We start from the raw sequence: 15,096 nt of genomic DNA, 5'->3' as shown, positions 1-15,096 counted from the left end.
CCACAGGGGCCAGGTTCGACAGTTGCTCCAGCAGGCCGCAACCTTCGGGGAGAACAATAAGAAATGCACAGCAACCATTTGAGTCGCCATGCCCAGCAAGTCCTGACAGTCACCCAGGGCAAGGCCCATTTGCAGGGGCCTGGCAGCGATCCGTCGATTGCCCGTTCCTGGCTGCGCTGCCTCGAGGACTATCACCTCGACCCGGCCCAGAACCTGGCGCCGACGGTGCTTGAACATGGCCGGGTACTGGAAAGCCGCGAACGCCTGCAACAGGTGCTGCACATCGCCGGCACGGAAATGACCAGCCTCCATCAGCAACTCTCCGGCGCCGGCCACGCGGTGCTGCTGACCGACGCCCGGGGCGTGATCCTCAACTGCGTCACCGCCCCCAGCGAACGGAAGATTTTCGAACGGGCCGGGCTCTGGCTCGGCGCCGACTGGAGCGAAGCCTGCGAAGGCACCAACGGCATCGGCACCTGCCTGGTGGAACGCCAGGCCCTGACCATCCACCAGGAAGAACACTTTCGCGGCCGCCACACCGGCCTGACCTGCTCGGCCAGCCCGGTGTTCGACCCCCAGGGCGAATTGCTGGCGGTGCTCGACGTCTCCTCGGCCCGGCCGGACGTGTCGCGCCAGAGCCAGTTCCACACCATGGCCTTGGTCAACCTCTCGGCGAAGATGATCGAGAGCTGCTATTTCCTCCGTTGCTTCGACAATCAATGGTTGCTGCGCTTCCACTTGCAGGCCGAGTCCGTGGGGCTGTTCAGCGAAGGACTCATGGCGTTCGACGGTGAAGGACGGATCTGCGCGGTCAACCAGAGCGCGTTGAACCTGCTTGGACACATTCGTGGCGGCTTGCTCGGTCAGCGGGTCGAGGACTTTTTCGACTGTTCACTGGACGAGTTGCTGGGCCGCGCCAGTGCCCAAGCCAGCGCCAGTTGGCCGCTGCGCACCCGTGACGGCCGGCATTTGTTCGCCGTGTTGCGTGGGCAGCCGCGCAGCGTGCCGGTGCCGGTCGCGCCGCTGCTCAAGGCCATCGAGCCAGCCCGCCTGCCGGGCATCTGCCTGGGGGATGCGGCGTTGCAGGAGCATTTTCGCAAGGCGCTGCGGGTGTTCGAGCGTGATGTGCCGCTGCTGATCCACGGCGAAACCGGCTCCGGCAAAGAAGCCTTCGCCAAGGCTGTGCACCACGCCAGCCAGCGCGCCGGCAAGCACTTCGTCGCCCTCAACTGCGCGGCCATCCCGGAAAGCCTGATCGAGAGCGAGCTGTTCGGCTATCGCGGCGGCAGCTTCACCGGCGCGCGCAAGGAAGGCATGCGCGGCAAGCTGCAACAGGCCGACGGCGGCACGCTGTTCCTCGATGAAATCGGCGACATGCCCCTGGCTTTGCAGACCCGTTTGCTACGGGTGCTGGAGGATCGCCAAGTGGTGCCCATCGGCGGCGAGCCCGAGGCGGTGAACGTGCGCATCATCAGCGCCACCCACCGGCAGTTGCTCGACCGGGTACGGGATGGCAGTTTTCGCGAAGATCTGTACTACCGCCTCAACGGCTTGGAAATCCCGCTGCCGGCGTTGCGCGAGCGCAGTGACAAGTCGCAGTTGCTGGATTTCCTGTTGGCTGAAGAGAGCGGGGCCGAGACGGTGGCCATCGACGAACCGGCGCGCCGGGCGTTGCTGGGCTTCGACTGGCCGGGCAACGTGCGGCAACTGCGCAATGTGCTGCGGACCCTTGCTGCGTTGTGCGATGGCGGGCGGATTGGGTTGGAGGATTTGCCGGCGATGATTCGCCAGCGCCCGGTGGCGCTGGTTGAAACCGTGGCGGAACGGCCGCTGGAAGATGCCGAGCGCCTGGCGTTGCTCGATGCACTGGAGCGCCAGCGCTGGCACATGACCCACACCGCCGAACAACTGGGGATCAGCCGCAATACCCTTTACCGGAAGCTGCGCAAACACGCCATCGCCCGCTGAACCGCGGACAGCTGATTGCTGATTACTGATTGCTGATTACTGATTGCTGTTGTGGCGAGGGAGCTTGCTCCCGCTGGGGCGCGCAGCGGCCCTGTTTTTTGGGGGACTGCTGTGCAGTCCAGCGGGAGCAAGCTCCCTCGCCACAAAAGCCGGGTTGTACATTCACCTGTGGGAGCGGGCTTGCTCGCGAAGGCGGCTGCACATTCAACATCACCGCAAGCTGATCCACCGCTATCGCGGGCAAGCCTTGCTCCCACAGACGCCCGCCTGTGCATCGGGGTTTAAACACAAGGTGCGATTTCCCCCTCCCTACGCTAACCTGCGGCCATGTTTTACGAGGTCGACTATGCACATCCATATTCTCGGTATTTGCGGCACTTTCATGGGTTCAATGGCCGTTTTGGCCAAGGAGCTGGGCCATCACGTGACCGGTTCCGACGCCAACGTCTACCCGCCGATGAGCACTCAGCTGGAAGCCCAGGGCATCGAGCTGACCCAAGGCTATGACCCGGCGCAACTGGACCCGGCGCCGGACCTGGTGGTCATCGGCAACGCCATGTCCCGGGGCAACCCGGCGGTGGAGTACGTGCTCAACAAAGGCCTGCCGTACGTGTCGGGCCCGCAGTGGCTGGCCGATCACGTGTTGCAGGGCCGTTGGGTCCTGGCCGTGGCCGGCACCCACGGCAAGACCACCACCAGCAGCATGCTCGCCTGGGTCCTGGAACACGCCGGCATGAGTCCAGGCTTCCTGATCGGCGGCGTGCCGCAGAACTTCTCGGTGTCGGCGCGCCTGGGCGGCACGCCGTTCTTCGTCATCGAGGCCGACGAATACGACAGCGCGTTTTTCGATAAACGCTCGAAATTTGTCCACTACCGTCCACGCACGGCGATCCTCAACAATCTTGAGTTCGATCATGCCGACATCTTCCCCGATCTGTCGGCCATCGAGCGGCAGTTCCACCATTTGGTGCGCATCATTCCGAGCGAAGGCCTGGTGATTCACCCGACCACTGAACCGGCCTTGCAGCGCGTCATTGAAATGGGCTGCTGGACCCCGGTGCAAACCACCGGTGCGGGCGGTCAATGGCAGGTGAAGTTGCTCAAGGATGATGGTTCGGCGTTCGAAGTCATGTTCGAGGGCCAGTCCCAAGGCGTGGTCGAGTGGGACATGACCGGCCAGCACAACGTCGCCAACGCCCTGGCGACCCTGGCGGCAGCCCGGCATGTCGGCGTGGTGCCGTCCATGGGCATCGCCGCGTTGAGCGCGTTCAAGAGCGTGAAGCGGCGGATGGAGATAGTCGCCGAGGTCAACGGCATCACCATTTATGACGATTTCGCTCACCACCCAACGGCTATCGCCACCACCCTCGACGGTTTGCGCAAGCGCATCGGTGACGCGCCGCTGATCGCGATCATCGAGCCGCGCTCCAACTCCATGAAGCTCGGCGCCCACCGCGATGGCTTGCCGGAAAGCGTGGTCGATGCCGACCAGGTGATCTGGTACGCCCCGGCCAACCTGGGTTGGGACCTCGGCGCCACCGCCGCGCTGTGCACGGGTGCCGTCGATTGTCAGCGATTCCCTGGAAGGCATCATCGAGCGCGTGAAGAGCCAGGCCCAACCCGGCACTCACGTGGTGATCATGAGCAACGGCGGCTTCGGCGGCCTGCACGGCAAACTGGCCGAGGCGCTGAAATGAGCAATGGCCCTGAACGCATCACGCTGGCGATGACCGGTGCCTCCGGCGCCCAGTATGGCTTGCGCCTGCTCGATTGCCTGGTGCGCGAGGACCGTGAGGTGCACTTCCTCATCTCCAAGGCCGCGCAACTGGTGATGGCCACCGAGACCGACGTGACCCTGCCAGCCAAGACCCAGACGATGCAGGCTTTCCTCACCGAATACACCGGTGCGGCGGCGGGGCAGATTCGCGTGTATGGCAAGGAAGACTGGATGTCGCCGGTGGCCTCGGGCTCCGGCGCGCCGGCGGCCATGGTAGTGGTGCCGTGTTCCACCGGGACGCTGTCGGCGATTGCCACCGGGGCTTGCAACAACCTGATCGAACGGGCGGCGGACGTCACGCTCAAAGGAGCGCCGTCAACTGATCCTGGTGCCGCGGGAAGCGCCGTATTCGAGCATTCACCTGGAACACATGCTCAAACTGTCTAACCTGGGCGTGACCATCCTGCCGGCCTCGCCGGGGTTCTATCACCAGCCGCAGACCATCGACGACCTGATCGATTTTGTCGTCGCGCGGATCCTCAATCTGCTGAACATTCCCCAGGACATGTTGCCACGCTGGGGCGAGCACCATTTGAGCAGCGATGAATAAGCTGCTGATCGTGCTGCTGGCGCTGCACCTGACCGGTTGCGCCACCGCCCGCACCCTCGACGCCGCCAAGCCTGGCGCACCGGTGGTGTACGCCGGGACGCGCCTGGATCTTTACGCCCTCAATGGTGGTTGCTGTGCCCAGGACCGCTTTGGAGCCGAGGCGCCGAGTTACCCAGGGCTGGATCTGCCGGGCAGTGCGCTGCTGGATACTTTGTTGTTGCCGTTGTCGTTGTTCACGGCATTAGGCGTAGGGTTCCAAGCGACAGGCGGGTTGTAACAAACACCACAGTGCTTGATCTGCCCAGAACCCGTGGCGAGGGAGCTTGCTCCCTCTGGGCTGCAAAGCGGCCCCAAGCTTTTTGAGCTGATTCAAATCTGAGGGCGACTGCTGCGAAGTCGAGCGGGAGCAAGCTCCCTCGCCACAACAGCGGGGGGCATCCAGCATGGATGCAAGCTGATCCATCGCTATCGCGAGCAAGCTCGCTCCCACAGGGATTGCATTCCTTCTGAAGAAACTCGGTCAACTGTGGGAGCGAGCTTGCTCGCGATAGCGCCTGTCCAGGCGCCGCATGATTATTTGCCAAGCTTGCGCAACTCATCCGACTCCACCACCCGCACCCCATCCTGTTCTTCCAGCGCCAAACGCCACATGGCCCTGGCCAGTTGGCAGGCTTCGATGCCGTGGTACTTGCCCGGGATCAGCCTCGACAACGGCCCGGCCAGTTGCTCGGCCAGGCGTGGTTCGACGCGGTCGCCCAGCAGCAGGGAAGGGCGGCAGATGGTCAACTGCGGCCAGCCCTGAGCCTTGAGTGCCGCTTCCATTTCACCCTTGACCCGGTTGTAGAAGATCGATGACTTGGCGTCGGCCCCCAATGCACTGATCACCACCAAGTGCCGTGCCCCCAGCTCCCGGGCGCGCTTGGCAAACGCCACGACCAGGTCGAGGTCCACTGCGCGAAAGGCGGCTTCAGAGCCGGCTTTCTTGATGGTCGTGCCGAGGCAGCAAAAGGCGATGTCGACCTGGCCGCTGAGCTGTGGCAGCACCTGGACCGGTTCCCCAACCGGGTTTTCCAAGTGTGGATGCTCGGCCAGTGGCCGACGTGAAGGCGCTAGTACGCGGGTGATGGTCGGCTCATTGAGCAGCCGGTCCAGTAGATGTTCCCCGGTCAGGCCGGTAGCTCCGGCGAGCAAAACATGCTGAGGCGTCAAGTACATAGTGTTTCCCCCTTGATACGGTTCAGCTTAGTTGCTCTTTGTCGCCTCGTCGTTCAATGCCGCACTTTGCAATGCTTTACGCGCCTGCTGTTTGCGCAGCAGTTGCCAGTGAGAGAGGACCGTTCTGGGCGCCCACATCTGCGGTTCGGAGGCTTCGAAATTGTCTGCTTGTTCGCGTTCGGCCACGGTGGCCTTGGCCCGCTTGAAGGCCTTTTCCAAGTCGTCGGTCTGGTTCAATGCCTGGGCGAACAGCGCATCGCCGAAATAGGTGAAGTTGGCTTCCTCGGAGCAGCCGAAGGACACCCGGTCGGCGCGGGAGGCGGTCATGATCAGCGTGCGTTCATCCTTGAGCGCCGGGATGAAGCCGCCGGAATAGCAGGCCGAGATCACCACGATCTTGTCGCGGTTCTTCAGCGGCGCCAGGACCGCGGCCAGTTCATCGGCGGGCAGGTCGGCCAGTTCCATGCGCGGTTGGTCGAGCACCAGCTCATGCTCGCTGGTGCCGTGGCTGGTCAGGTAGATGAAAATCAGGTCTTCCGGGCCACTGCGTTCGGCCAGGGTGGCAGCGGCGCGGCGCAGGCTTTCGCGGCTGGCCATGGGCCGATCGCCGAGGTGATCGCGGTGGTTTACCAGGCGGATCTGGCCGAATGCGCCGAAACGGCTGGCGAGCATGTTGGCCACATAGTCGGATTCGCGCAGGAACACGCTTTGCTTGCCGTCGCCGCCCAGGGTCAGGGTGTACAGTTCCACCGCCGGGGTCGAGGCCGGGATATTGGCCAGGGCGTCCTCCAGCAGGCGGCCCTGGGCCAGCAGGCCGAGTTCGAGCACATCCGGCAACAACCTGCCGTCCGCGTCGCGCACCCGTTGGCCCTTGGCCCAGGTGCCGCTTTGCACCGTGCCATCGGTCAACACCAACGTGCCGCGCCCGTGGTAGCTGTCGCTTTCGAACTGGCCGATGTAGAAGCTGCCGTCGGGCAGGTTCAGGCGGCCCTCGCCAGTAAAGCGCCAGTCATTGAATTGGCCGAGGTAATGGCTGCCGTCGGCGCCGATCAATTCGCCCTTGCCGGTCAGCGCGCCATCCTTGAACTGGCCGATCCAGACGTCGCCGTCGGCATTTTCGTAGCGACCGCGACCGTTGAGCTGGTTGTTCCTGAAACCGCCGATGTAGACATCCCCCTCGGCGCTGTTGAAGGTGCCCTTGCCCTGCAGTTGCCCATCGACAAAATGCCCGGTGAACTGGTTGCCACTGGCGTCGAAGCGCTGGCCTTCACCGTTGGGCTTGCCGTTGACGAAGGGGCCCTGGTACTGGCTGCCGTCGTCGAGTTCCAGGCGTCCGAGGCCGGAATAGCGGTCGGCTTTGAACTCGCCCCGGTAGGTTGTGCCGTTTTCCTTGAGCGTCCCTTCACCGTCCCGGCGGCCCAGCTTGAAGCCGCCGGTGTAGCTGCTGGTCGGTGTGGTCAGGCTGCCCTGGCCGTGGAACAGGCCCTGATTGAACTGGCCACGATAGACCTCGCCATTGCTGCCATGCCATTCCCCGGTGCCGTGCCACTGGCCTTTGTCGAACTGCCCGGCGTACCAACTGCCGTTGGGGTAGTCGATGCGCCCTTGGCCTTGCAGCAGGCCATCCACCAGGTCGCCGCGATAGCGGCCGCCGTCGGGCAGGCGCGCGTCGGGAGGCAGCGGCGATTCGCCGTCGCCACAGGCGGCGAGCAACAGGGTCAGGGTCAGTGGGACGAGTAAGCGCATAACGGGATCCAGGTCATCAGGCCACGAGTATGCCGCAGCTATGCCCCCTAGACATAGAAAAGCGATGCGAAACTGCCTGGACGGTTTCGCATTTGCGCAGGTTTACACGAAGCAGAGCGACAGCGGCTCGGCGATGTAGGCCGGTTTTTCCGAGCCTTCGATTTCCAGGGTGGCGGTGGCCTTGAGCAGCCATTGGCCGGGTTTTTTCTCGGTGGCGTCCACCAGGTCGACCTTGAGCCGGACCTTGGAGTCGACTTTCACCGGTTGGATGAAGCGCACGCTGTCCAGCCCGTAGTTGACGACCATCTTCACGCCCTCGGGCAGGATCAGGATGTCTTCCATCAGCTTGGGCATCAGCGACAGCGACAGGAAACCGTGGGCGATGGTGCTGCCGAACGGGGTCTGCGCGGCCTTGACCGGATCGACGTGGATGAACTGAAAGTCGCCAGTGGCTTCGGCGAACAGGTTGATGCGCTCCTGATCGATGGTAAGCCATTCGGAACGTCCAAGTTCCTTGCCGACATAATCTTTGAGCGCTGCAACGGGGACGTAGGGCATTGAGACTCTCCTTGGGTTCATCGTTTTACTTTTTCTGGAACGGGGATTGGCGGCCCCGGAGAACCACTGTAGATCAACATGACGCGCCGAGCAGGTCATCGACCATGCTTTTTACGAATGCCGAACCATAGCGCGGGCATGCTTATAATGCCGGCGCATTCTTTGCAATTGCGTTCACTTAACGTGTGCGTTTGATTTCGTGGCGAGGGAGCTTGCTCCCGCTGGGCTGCGCAGCGGCCCCATTTTATGAGCGCTTCGCACTCAAGCGGGAGCGAGCTCCCTCGCCACACAATCACGCCGTGAATCGAATTGGCGCGTTCATTGGGTCTGTTGCTGGGGGAGAGAGCGGATGTTGCTACGGGGCCTGACCTGGCTGGTGCTGTTTCAATTGCTGGGCACTGCGATCAATCATTTGTTTTTGCCGGTGCTGCCAGGGCCGATCATTGGCCTGCTGTTGCTGCTGGGCTATCTGGTGGTGCGCGGCGAAGTCAGCGAGCCGCTGAACCTGGCCGCCGGCAGCCTGCTGCGTTACTTGCCTTTGCTGCTGGTGCCGCCTGCGGTGGGGGTGATGGTTTATGCCGGGGCGATTGCCGCCGATTTCTGGGCCATCGTTGGCGCGTTGACCTTGTCGCTGGTGCTGTCCGTGGCGCTGACGGGGGTGTTGATGCAGCGCCTGGCCCGCCGTCACGTCGCCGCCCCGGAGGACAGCCAATGATGCTCGACTGGCAGGGCGCTTGGACCTCGGTGATCCACCATCCGCTGTTCGGCATCGGCATTACCTTGGGCGCCTATCAACTGGTGCTGGCGGCATTCGAGAAGACCCGCTGGGTGTTCCTGCAACCGGTGCTGATGTCGATGGTGCTGTTGATCGGCGTGCTGGTCGGCTGCGGCATCGGCTATGCCGAGTACCGCAAGAGCACCGAGATCCTCAGCATTCTGCTGGGTCCGGCCACGGTCGCCCTGGCGGTGCCGCTGTATTTGAACCTGCGACGGATCCGGCAGTTGTTCTGGCCGATTTTTACTACGCTGGTGATAGCCGGGGTGTTTGCCACGGGCTCCGCAGTGTTGCTGGGCTGGGCTTTTGGGGCCGAGCACATGATCCTGATGACCATGGCGCCCAAGTCCGTGACTTCGCCGATCGCCATGCTGGTGGCCGAGCAGATCGGCGGCGTGGCGGCCATGGCGGCGGTGTTCGTGTTGATCACCGGTGTGCTTGGGGCGATCCTCGGCCCGAGCATTCTGACCCGGTTGGGTGTCCATAGCCCTGAGGCCCGGGGCATGGCCCTGGGGCTGGCGGCCCATGCGGTGGGCACGTCGGTGGCGTTGCAGGAAAGCGAAGAGTCGGGTGCCTTTGCGGCGCTGGCGATGAGTCTAATGGGCGTGGCCACGGCAGTGCTATTGCCGTTGGTGGTGTCGATGACCGTTTAAGGATCTGGTTATGAGCTTGCCGCTTTTCCCGTTGAACACCGTGCTGTTCCCCGGTTGCATCCTCGACTTGCAGATTTTCGAGGCGCGCTACCTCGACATGATCGGGCGCTGCATGAAAAAGGGCGAAGGCTTCGGGGTGGTGTGCATCCTCGATGGCGAGGAAGTCGGCATCGCGCCTGAAGGCTACGCGCGGGTCGGCTGTGAAGCGCGCATTACCGATTTTTCCCAGCAGGACAATGGTCTGCTGGGCATTCGCGTGCAGGGTGGGCGGCGCTTTATCGTCCATGACAGCAGCGTCCAGGCCGATCAACTGACGGTCGCCGAGGTCGAGTGGCTGGAAGAAGAGCCGGAGCAACCGCTGCAGGATGAAGACGCCGACCTGGTGGCGCTGCTCAAGGCCCTGGCCGAGCACCCGATGGTCGAGGCTCTGAACATGGGCACCGAAGCGACCGGCCAGCAATCGCTGGCCAATCAACTGGCTTACCTGCTGCCGTTCAATGAGCTGGACAAGATCGACCTGCTGCAACTCGACGACCCGCAACAGCGCCTGGATGCGATCCAGGCGTTGCTCGATGAGTTGCAAGGTGAGCTCTTCGCCTGACACCCCTCATATCCACCGAACAACACCGCCCCCCCTGTGGGAGCGAGCTTGCTCGCGATAGCGGTGGGTCAGCTTGCATCAATGTCGACTGTGCAGCCGTCATCGCGAGCAAGCTCGCTCCCACAGTGGTATTGGGTTGGCTGCGGGATTGGCGTGCGCCACAAATCTCCTGTGGGAGCGAGCTTGCTCGCGATTGCCTAATAGGCATACCGCAACATCGCATGGGGCAAATGCCGCAGGGCGAAGAAGCTGAACACCGCCACCAGCGCCGGCAGGACCAGCCACCAGACTTTCGGCGGCATGGCCGGCAGCGGGGTCTGGCGCTGGCTCAACCACAGGGCGGCCGCACAGATGCTGGCGGCGAGCATCGCCCCGGCGACGATGTCGCTGGGCCAGTGCGCGCCCAGGTAGACCCGCGACAGGGCAATGGCCAGTGCCGGCAGGCAGCCCAGCAGCAGCCAGGTCAGGCGCAGGCGTGGCGGTTGACCGCGGCCGGCCAGGACAGCGAGGGTCAGGAACAGCGCGAATGCCCCGGAGGAATGGCCGCTGGGCATGCTGTAGCTGGTCAGCGGGTCGGTGAGGATTTCCGGGCGCACACGGGCAAAGAAGTGTTTGCAGCCGGTATTGGCCAGGGCGGTGAACAGCATCGTGCCCCCGGCGAAGATTGCCTGGCGCCATTGCCGTGCCAACAGCAGCAACCCGGTCACCAGGCTGCACACAATCAACATGTAGCGGAATTCGCCGATCAGCGTAAAGGTCACGGCGATTTCATCCAGCGTCGGGCCGCGATGCTCTTGGACCAGGGCCATCAAGCCTTGGTCGAACGCCGTCAGGTAGCGAAAGCCGATGAACAGGCCGATCAGGATCACCAGGCCGATGCCGGCGATCAGTGCTGTGGCATGACGATGGCGCCGCAGGGTGCTGTTGACGCTCAGCCCGATCATCACCGCGATACTGCCGATGACCACGCCGGCCTGGGGCCAGAAACCTTCGGGCAGCGGCAGGCGAAACGCCGCCCCGGTGGCCCAGCCCGGCAACAGGTAGGCCACGGTCCAGCCCGACGCGGCCAACACGCTGACGGCGGCGAAGCGCGGGAACGGCATGTCGCACATCCCGGCCACCATCGGCAACATCGGCCGTAGCGGGCCGATGAAACGGCCCACCAGCAGGCTGGCGATGCCGTAGCGCTGGAAATAGCTTTCCGCGGCGCTCATCCATTCCGGGTGATGCCGCAGCCCCGGCAGGCGCCGGATGTTCTGGTGGAAATGCCGGCCGAGGAAGTACGACACCAGGTCCCCCAGCAAACCCCCGAGCAGGCCCAGCAGCAGCGTCTCGCCCAAGGACAATGCGCCGCTGCCGGCCAGCACCGCAATCGCAAACAGCAGCACCGTGCCCGGCACGATCAGACCGGCGATGGCCAGGCATTCCACGCAGGCGACGATGAACACCGCCACCGCCAGCCATTGCGGGTTGACGGTCAACCAACCGGTGATGCTATCGAGCCATGGGCCCATAAGAACAACTCCATTGAATAGTGATGGGCATGCACCGAATCCCCTGTGGGTTTCTGTTGTGAACACAAAACCTGTGGCCACTGAACATCAACTGTGGGAGCGAGCTTGCTCGCGATAGCTGTGTGTCAGTCAGCCCCCATTCTGCTGACCCGACGCCATCGCGAGCAAGCTCCCCACAGGTAATTCAGGGTGTAACAAAAGTTCGCATCCACTGAAGATCCATTGTGGGAGCGGGCTTGCTCGCGAATGCTGTGTGTCAGGTACATCAATATCAACTGACACGCCGCATTCGCGAGCAAGCTCGCTCCCACAAGGGGGATGCGGTGTTTCATCAGGAAAGCAAAAAGTAATCACGCCCTTCGACCTGCCCCCGCCGCAACGGATTACGGGTACACCACGGGGCATAGGCCGCATCGACAAAACGGTAGGGCAGGTGCTCGTCCCGTCCCAGGGGAATGCCCAGGCGAGTGGTCTGGATCGCATTGACCGTTGGCACGCCCACGTCTTCCACCAGCAAGCGCTCGGGGTCGAAGCGCTTGGCGTCCCAGTCCGGCACTTTCAGCCCCAAAGCTTTGCATAACAGGGTCTGGCCGGCACAGAGTTTTTGCGGTGTACGCGGTCGGCCTTGGGCGTCGGGGTTGTTCAATAACATCTGCGCCAGGCTCGCCGGCCCGGACAGGGCATCGACCCACGGGTACGCCGATTTGATCAGCACCGCATTGCCGGGGCCCTGGGCGCTGAAGTTCAGCGAATCGCCGCCCCGGGCGTAGTACATATAGATGTGCCCGCCATCCAGAAATAAAGCCTTACGTTTTTCCGTGTAGCCCAGGGAGGCGTGGCTGCCCTTTTCCGCGAAGTAATACGCCTCGGTCTCGATGATCCGCGCGCTGAGCCACAGGTCGCCGACCTTGTGGCGGATGACTTTGCCCAGCAGGTCTTTGGCAAGCACCTGGGCGTCGCGGTCGAAAAAGGCGTGGGGCAGGGCGTTGGGCGATGGCAAATCGGTCATGGCGATAGACGAAGTGAGGCCAAAGGAAGTGCGATGATAGCAATGCAAAGCTTAATCACCGCTGAACACCTGCTTCAACCGGCTGTTTACGCCTGTTTTGCTTCTCCGCCGGTCACCACTGCGAGTCCATGCTGTTAGTCGAGGGTTACGACAGCTATAATCTGCCGCTTTCCCCATCGCCAAGACCACACAGACCATGACTGAGTCCGTTCTTGACTACATGACCCGCCTGGGTCGCGCCGCTCGCGAAGCGTCGCGCATCATCGGCCGGGCCAGCACCGCGCAGAAAAACCGCGCCCTGCAGGCCGCCGCCAATGCGCTGGACGCCGCGCGCGCCGAGTTGTCCGCCGCCAACGAGCTGGACCTGGCCGCTGGCCGGGCCAATGGTCTGGAGCCGGCCATGCTCGAGCGTCTGGCGCTGACCCCGGCACGCATCGACGGCATGATCGTCGGTCTGCGCCAGGTCGCGGCCCTGCCGGACCCGGTCGGGGCGATCCGCGACATGAGCTACCGTCCGTCGGGCATCCAGGTCGGCAAGATGCGCGTGCCCCTGGGCGTGGTCGGGATCATCTACGAGTCGCGGCCGAACGTGACCATCGACGCCGCGAGCCTGTGCCTGAAGTCGGGTAACGCGACCATCCTGCGTGGCGGCTCCGAGGCCATCCATTCCAACCGCGCCATTGCCGCCTGCATCCAGCGCGGCCTGGCCGAGGCCGATCTGCCGGCGGCCGTGGTGCAAGTGGTGGAAACCACCGACCGCGCCGCGGTCGGCGCCCTGATCACCATGCCCGAGTACGTCGATGTCATCGTGCCCCGTGGCGGCAAGGGCTTGATCGAACGGGTCAGCCGTGACGCCCGCGTGCCGGTGATCAAGCACCTGGACGGCATCTGCCACGTCTACGTCAGTGCCCACGCCGAATTGCCAAAGGCCCAGCGCATCGCTTTCAACGCCAAGACCTACCGCTACGGTATCTGCGGCGCGATGGAAACCCTGCTGGTGGACCAGGCCGTTGCCCAGGATTTTTTGCCCTCGATGGCCGCCCAGTTCCGCGAAAAAGGCGTCGAGCTGCGTGGTTGCGAGCGTACCCGGGCGATCATCGAGGCCGTCGCGGCCACGGCAGAAGACTGGGACACCGAATACCTGGCGCCGATTTTGTCGATCCGTGTGGTCGACGGGCTGGACCAGGCCATCGACCACATCAACCGCCACGGCTCGCACCACACCGATTCCATCGTCAGTGAACACCAGGGCGAAACCCGGCGGTTCGTGGCCGAAGTCGACTCGGCATCGGTGATGATCAACACCCCGACCTGCTTCGCCGATGGCTTTGAATACGGATTGGGTGCCGAGATCGGCATTTCTACTGATAAGCTGCACGCCCGCGGCCCGGTCGGTCTGGAAGGCCTGACCTGCGAGAAGTACATCGTGGTCGGTGATGGCCAGTTGCGCGGACAGGAGCCGGTCTGACTTGGGCGACCTCGAATCGCCGGCCGCTGTGACGACGACAATCCCGCCCCGGCGCATCGGTATCCTGGGCGGCACGTTCGACCCGGTGCACATCGGCCATCTGCGCGGTGCGCTGGAAGTTGCCGACGCCCTGGCCCTCGATGAGCTACGCCTGACGCCCAGCGCCCGGCCGCCTCACCGGGACATGCCGCAGGTGTCGGCGCAGGACCGCCTGGCGATGGTCGAGTGCGCGGTGGCCGGTGTGGCACCACTGGTGGTGGACGCCCGCGAATTGCAGCGGGACAAGCCGTCCTACACCATTGATACCCTGGAGCTGATGCGTGCCGAACTGGCCGTTGATGCCCAGGTTTTTCTGCTTTTGGGCTGGGACGCATTTTGCGGCCTGCCCACTTGGCATCGCTGGGAAGAGTTGCTCCAGCATTGCCACATCCTGGTGTTGCAACGCCCGGATGCCGACAGCGAGCCGCCGGATGCCTTGCGCAACCTGCTGGCGGCCCGCTCGGTGAGCGACCCGCTGGCCCTGAAAGGGCCGAGCGGACAGATTGCATTCGTCTGGCAGACGCCGCTCGCGGTATCCGCCACCCAGATCCGTCAACTGCTGGCCAGCGGTAAGTCGGTACGTTTCCTGGTGCCCGACGCGGTCCTGGCCTACATCGATGCGCACGGGCTTTACCGTGCGTCGAACTGAAAGAGGCGCGCTTCAAGGCACGTGAATGCGTGTAGCGAAGCGCCCGAACATACGAGCAAAACGAGTTTTATATGACTGACAAAGACGTAAACAAAGTAAAGCGCAAGGGCACGTTCAAGAGCGCCCCGCTGCCCGTAGAAGCCCACACCGGCGTGACGCTGGACGGCGAAGAGCTGGTCAAGGTGGCCGTGGCGGCCCTGGAAGACGTCAAGGCCCAGGACATCCAGGTGCTCGACGTTCGTGACAAGCAGAGCATCACCGACTACATGATCATCGCCACCGGTACCTCCAACCGCCAGATCGGCGCGATGCTGGACAAGGTCCGCGAAGCGGTCAAGGCCCAGGGCGTCAAGCCGCTGGGTGAAGAAGGCAAGGGCGACAGCGACTGGGTACTGTTGGACATGGACGATGTCATCGTGCACATGATGACCGCCTCGGCGCGCCAGTTCTACGACCTGGAACGCCTGTGGGCCGGTGCCGAGCAAAGCCGTTCGGCCAGCGCCGCGCACCACAGCCCGGAAAACCCCCATGAGCACTTCACCAAGCTCAACAAAGACCAGCAATAAGGGACCGC

The 15,096-nt window shown here is 63.6% G+C and carries 13 protein-coding genes and 2 pseudogenes; 10 read left to right on the top strand and 5 right to left on the bottom strand.

Annotation, left to right across the window (positions count from 1 at the left end; all coding sequences use genetic code 11):
- Positions 1-63: 63 nt before the first annotated feature.
- The 4 genes and pseudogenes from PSH84_RS24955 to PSH84_RS24940 all read left to right on the top strand — a co-directional run bounded on the left by PSH84_RS24955 (position 64) and on the right by PSH84_RS24940 (position 4,572).
- Positions 64-1,968: a sigma-54-dependent Fis family transcriptional regulator gene (locus tag PSH84_RS24955; protein ID WP_305481953.1), complete on the top strand. Its 1,905-nt coding sequence runs from the start codon at positions 64-66 to the stop codon at positions 1,966-1,968.
- Positions 1,969-2,314: 346 nt separating this feature from the next.
- Positions 2,315-3,665: pseudogene (mpl, locus tag PSH84_RS24950) on the top strand (UDP-N-acetylmuramate:L-alanyl-gamma-D-glutamyl-meso-diaminopimelate ligase).
- A pseudogene (gene ubiX, locus PSH84_RS24945) lies at positions 3,662-4,295 on the top strand (flavin prenyltransferase UbiX). Before mpl ends, ubiX begins: the two co-directional pseudogenes overlap by 4 nt.
- Entirely contained in the window at positions 4,288-4,572 is a 285-nt protein-coding gene (locus PSH84_RS24940; RefSeq protein ID WP_305468614.1) for a YceK/YidQ family lipoprotein, read from the top strand. The pseudogene ubiX and the gene PSH84_RS24940 overlap by 8 nt, the downstream one beginning before the upstream one ends.
- A 296-nt stretch (positions 4,573-4,868) precedes the next feature.
- Here PSH84_RS24940 and PSH84_RS24935 read toward each other — a convergent pair whose 3' ends face one another.
- The 3 genes from PSH84_RS24935 to PSH84_RS24925 all read right to left on the bottom strand — a co-directional run bounded on the left by PSH84_RS24935 (position 4,869) and on the right by PSH84_RS24925 (position 7,814).
- Complete coding sequence (locus PSH84_RS24935; protein ID WP_122565034.1) at positions 4,869-5,510, bottom strand: oxidoreductase; 642 nt, start codon at positions 5,508-5,510, stop codon at positions 4,869-4,871.
- A gap of 27 nt (positions 5,511-5,537) precedes the next feature.
- The gene (locus tag PSH84_RS24930) at positions 5,538-7,256 is read right to left on the bottom strand and encodes a C13 family peptidase (RefSeq protein ID WP_305468613.1); all 1,719 of its coding nucleotides are present in this window, start codon (positions 7,254-7,256) and stop codon (positions 5,538-5,540) included.
- 102 nt (positions 7,257-7,358) lie between these two features.
- Entirely contained in the window at positions 7,359-7,814 is a 456-nt protein-coding gene (locus PSH84_RS24925; protein WP_122565036.1) for a MaoC family dehydratase, read from the bottom strand.
- A gap of 349 nt (positions 7,815-8,163) precedes the next feature.
- Here PSH84_RS24925 and PSH84_RS24920 point away from each other — a divergent pair, with 349 nt between their 5' ends.
- From PSH84_RS24920 to PSH84_RS24910, 3 genes are read left to right on the top strand one after another with little or no spacing between them, the layout of a single operon-like run.
- A complete protein-coding gene (locus PSH84_RS24920; protein ID WP_053125681.1) occupies positions 8,164-8,529 on the top strand; it encodes a CidA/LrgA family protein in 366 nt (121 codons plus the stop codon).
- The gene (locus tag PSH84_RS24915) at positions 8,526-9,242 is read left to right on the top strand and encodes an LrgB family protein (protein ID WP_092444060.1); all 717 of its coding nucleotides are present in this window, start codon (positions 8,526-8,528) and stop codon (positions 9,240-9,242) included. Before PSH84_RS24920 ends, PSH84_RS24915 begins: the two co-directional genes overlap by 4 nt.
- A 10-nt stretch (positions 9,243-9,252) precedes the next feature.
- The gene (locus PSH84_RS24910; RefSeq protein WP_122565037.1) at positions 9,253-9,843 is read left to right on the top strand and encodes an LON peptidase substrate-binding domain-containing protein; all 591 of its coding nucleotides are present in this window, start codon (positions 9,253-9,255) and stop codon (positions 9,841-9,843) included.
- 197 nt (positions 9,844-10,040) lie between these two features.
- Here the strand turns inward: PSH84_RS24910 and PSH84_RS24905 are convergent, their stop codons facing one another.
- Both PSH84_RS24905 and PSH84_RS24900 read right to left on the bottom strand, forming a co-directional pair.
- A complete protein-coding gene (locus PSH84_RS24905) occupies positions 10,041-11,357 on the bottom strand; it encodes a bifunctional DedA family/phosphatase PAP2 family protein (RefSeq protein ID WP_122565038.1) in 1,317 nt (438 codons plus the stop codon).
- Between the two features lie 331 nt (positions 11,358-11,688).
- Positions 11,689-12,366, bottom strand: a complete 678-nt coding sequence (locus tag PSH84_RS24900) for a DNA-3-methyladenine glycosylase (RefSeq protein WP_053125673.1) — start codon at positions 12,364-12,366, stop codon at positions 11,689-11,691.
- A 196-nt stretch (positions 12,367-12,562) separates the two neighbouring features.
- On the opposite strand from PSH84_RS24900, the gene PSH84_RS24895 reads away from it, so the two are divergent.
- From PSH84_RS24895 to rsfS, 3 genes are all read left to right on the top strand, one after another.
- Positions 12,563-13,834 carry a glutamate-5-semialdehyde dehydrogenase gene (locus PSH84_RS24895; RefSeq protein WP_122565040.1) on the top strand — a complete coding sequence of 424 codons (1,272 nt, stop codon included), beginning with the start codon at positions 12,563-12,565 and terminating at the stop codon, positions 13,832-13,834.
- Positions 13,803-14,522, top strand: coding sequence for a nicotinate-nucleotide adenylyltransferase (nadD, locus tag PSH84_RS24890; protein WP_122565041.1), 720 nt, complete (start codon positions 13,803-13,805; stop codon positions 14,520-14,522). The genes PSH84_RS24895 and nadD overlap by 32 nt, the downstream gene beginning before the upstream one ends.
- 71 nt (positions 14,523-14,593) lie before the next feature.
- Positions 14,594-15,088: a ribosome silencing factor gene (rsfS, locus tag PSH84_RS24885; protein ID WP_305481952.1), complete on the top strand. Its 495-nt coding sequence runs from the start codon at positions 14,594-14,596 to the stop codon at positions 15,086-15,088.
- Positions 15,089-15,096 lie beyond the last annotated feature (8 nt).

This window comes from Pseudomonas beijingensis, from assembly GCF_030687295.1.
Classification (GTDB): domain Bacteria; phylum Pseudomonadota; class Gammaproteobacteria; order Pseudomonadales; family Pseudomonadaceae; genus Aquipseudomonas; species Aquipseudomonas beijingensis.
Note: the sequence above shows the minus strand (reverse complement) of the source record. Positions and strands in the feature narration are given on the sequence as shown.

Bases quoted from the DNA above. Each gene is read 5' to 3' on its own strand.
- nadD (WP_122565041.1), top strand. From the start codon at position 13,803: ATGGCCAGTTGCGCGGACAGGAGCCGGTCTGACTTGGGCGACCTCGAA.
- PSH84_RS24920 (WP_053125681.1), top strand. From the start codon at position 8,164: ATGTTGCTACGGGGCCTGACCTGGCTGGTGCTGTTTCAATTGCTGGGC.
- PSH84_RS24910 (WP_122565037.1), top strand. From the start codon at position 9,253: ATGAGCTTGCCGCTTTTCCCGTTGAACACCGTGCTGTTCCCCGGTTGC.
- PSH84_RS24935 (WP_122565034.1), bottom strand. From the start codon at position 5,510: ATGTACTTGACGCCTCAGCATGTTTTGCTCGCCGGAGCTACCGGCCTG.
- PSH84_RS24900 (WP_053125673.1), bottom strand. From the start codon at position 12,366: ATGACCGATTTGCCATCGCCCAACGCCCTGCCCCACGCCTTTTTCGAC.
- PSH84_RS24940 (WP_305468614.1), top strand. From the start codon at position 4,288: ATGAATAAGCTGCTGATCGTGCTGCTGGCGCTGCACCTGACCGGTTGC.
- PSH84_RS24905 (WP_122565038.1), bottom strand. From the start codon at position 11,357: ATGGGCCCATGGCTCGATAGCATCACCGGTTGGTTGACCGTCAACCCG.
- rsfS (WP_305481952.1), top strand. From the start codon at position 14,594: ATGACTGACAAAGACGTAAACAAAGTAAAGCGCAAGGGCACGTTCAAG.
- PSH84_RS24895 (WP_122565040.1), top strand. From the start codon at position 12,563: ATGACTGAGTCCGTTCTTGACTACATGACCCGCCTGGGTCGCGCCGCT.
- PSH84_RS24925 (WP_122565036.1), bottom strand. From the start codon at position 7,814: ATGCCCTACGTCCCCGTTGCAGCGCTCAAAGATTATGTCGGCAAGGAA.
- PSH84_RS24955 (WP_305481953.1), top strand. From the start codon at position 64: ATGCACAGCAACCATTTGAGTCGCCATGCCCAGCAAGTCCTGACAGTC.
- PSH84_RS24930 (WP_305468613.1), bottom strand. From the start codon at position 7,256: ATGCGCTTACTCGTCCCACTGACCCTGACCCTGTTGCTCGCCGCCTGT.
- PSH84_RS24915 (WP_092444060.1), top strand. From the start codon at position 8,526: ATGATGCTCGACTGGCAGGGCGCTTGGACCTCGGTGATCCACCATCCG.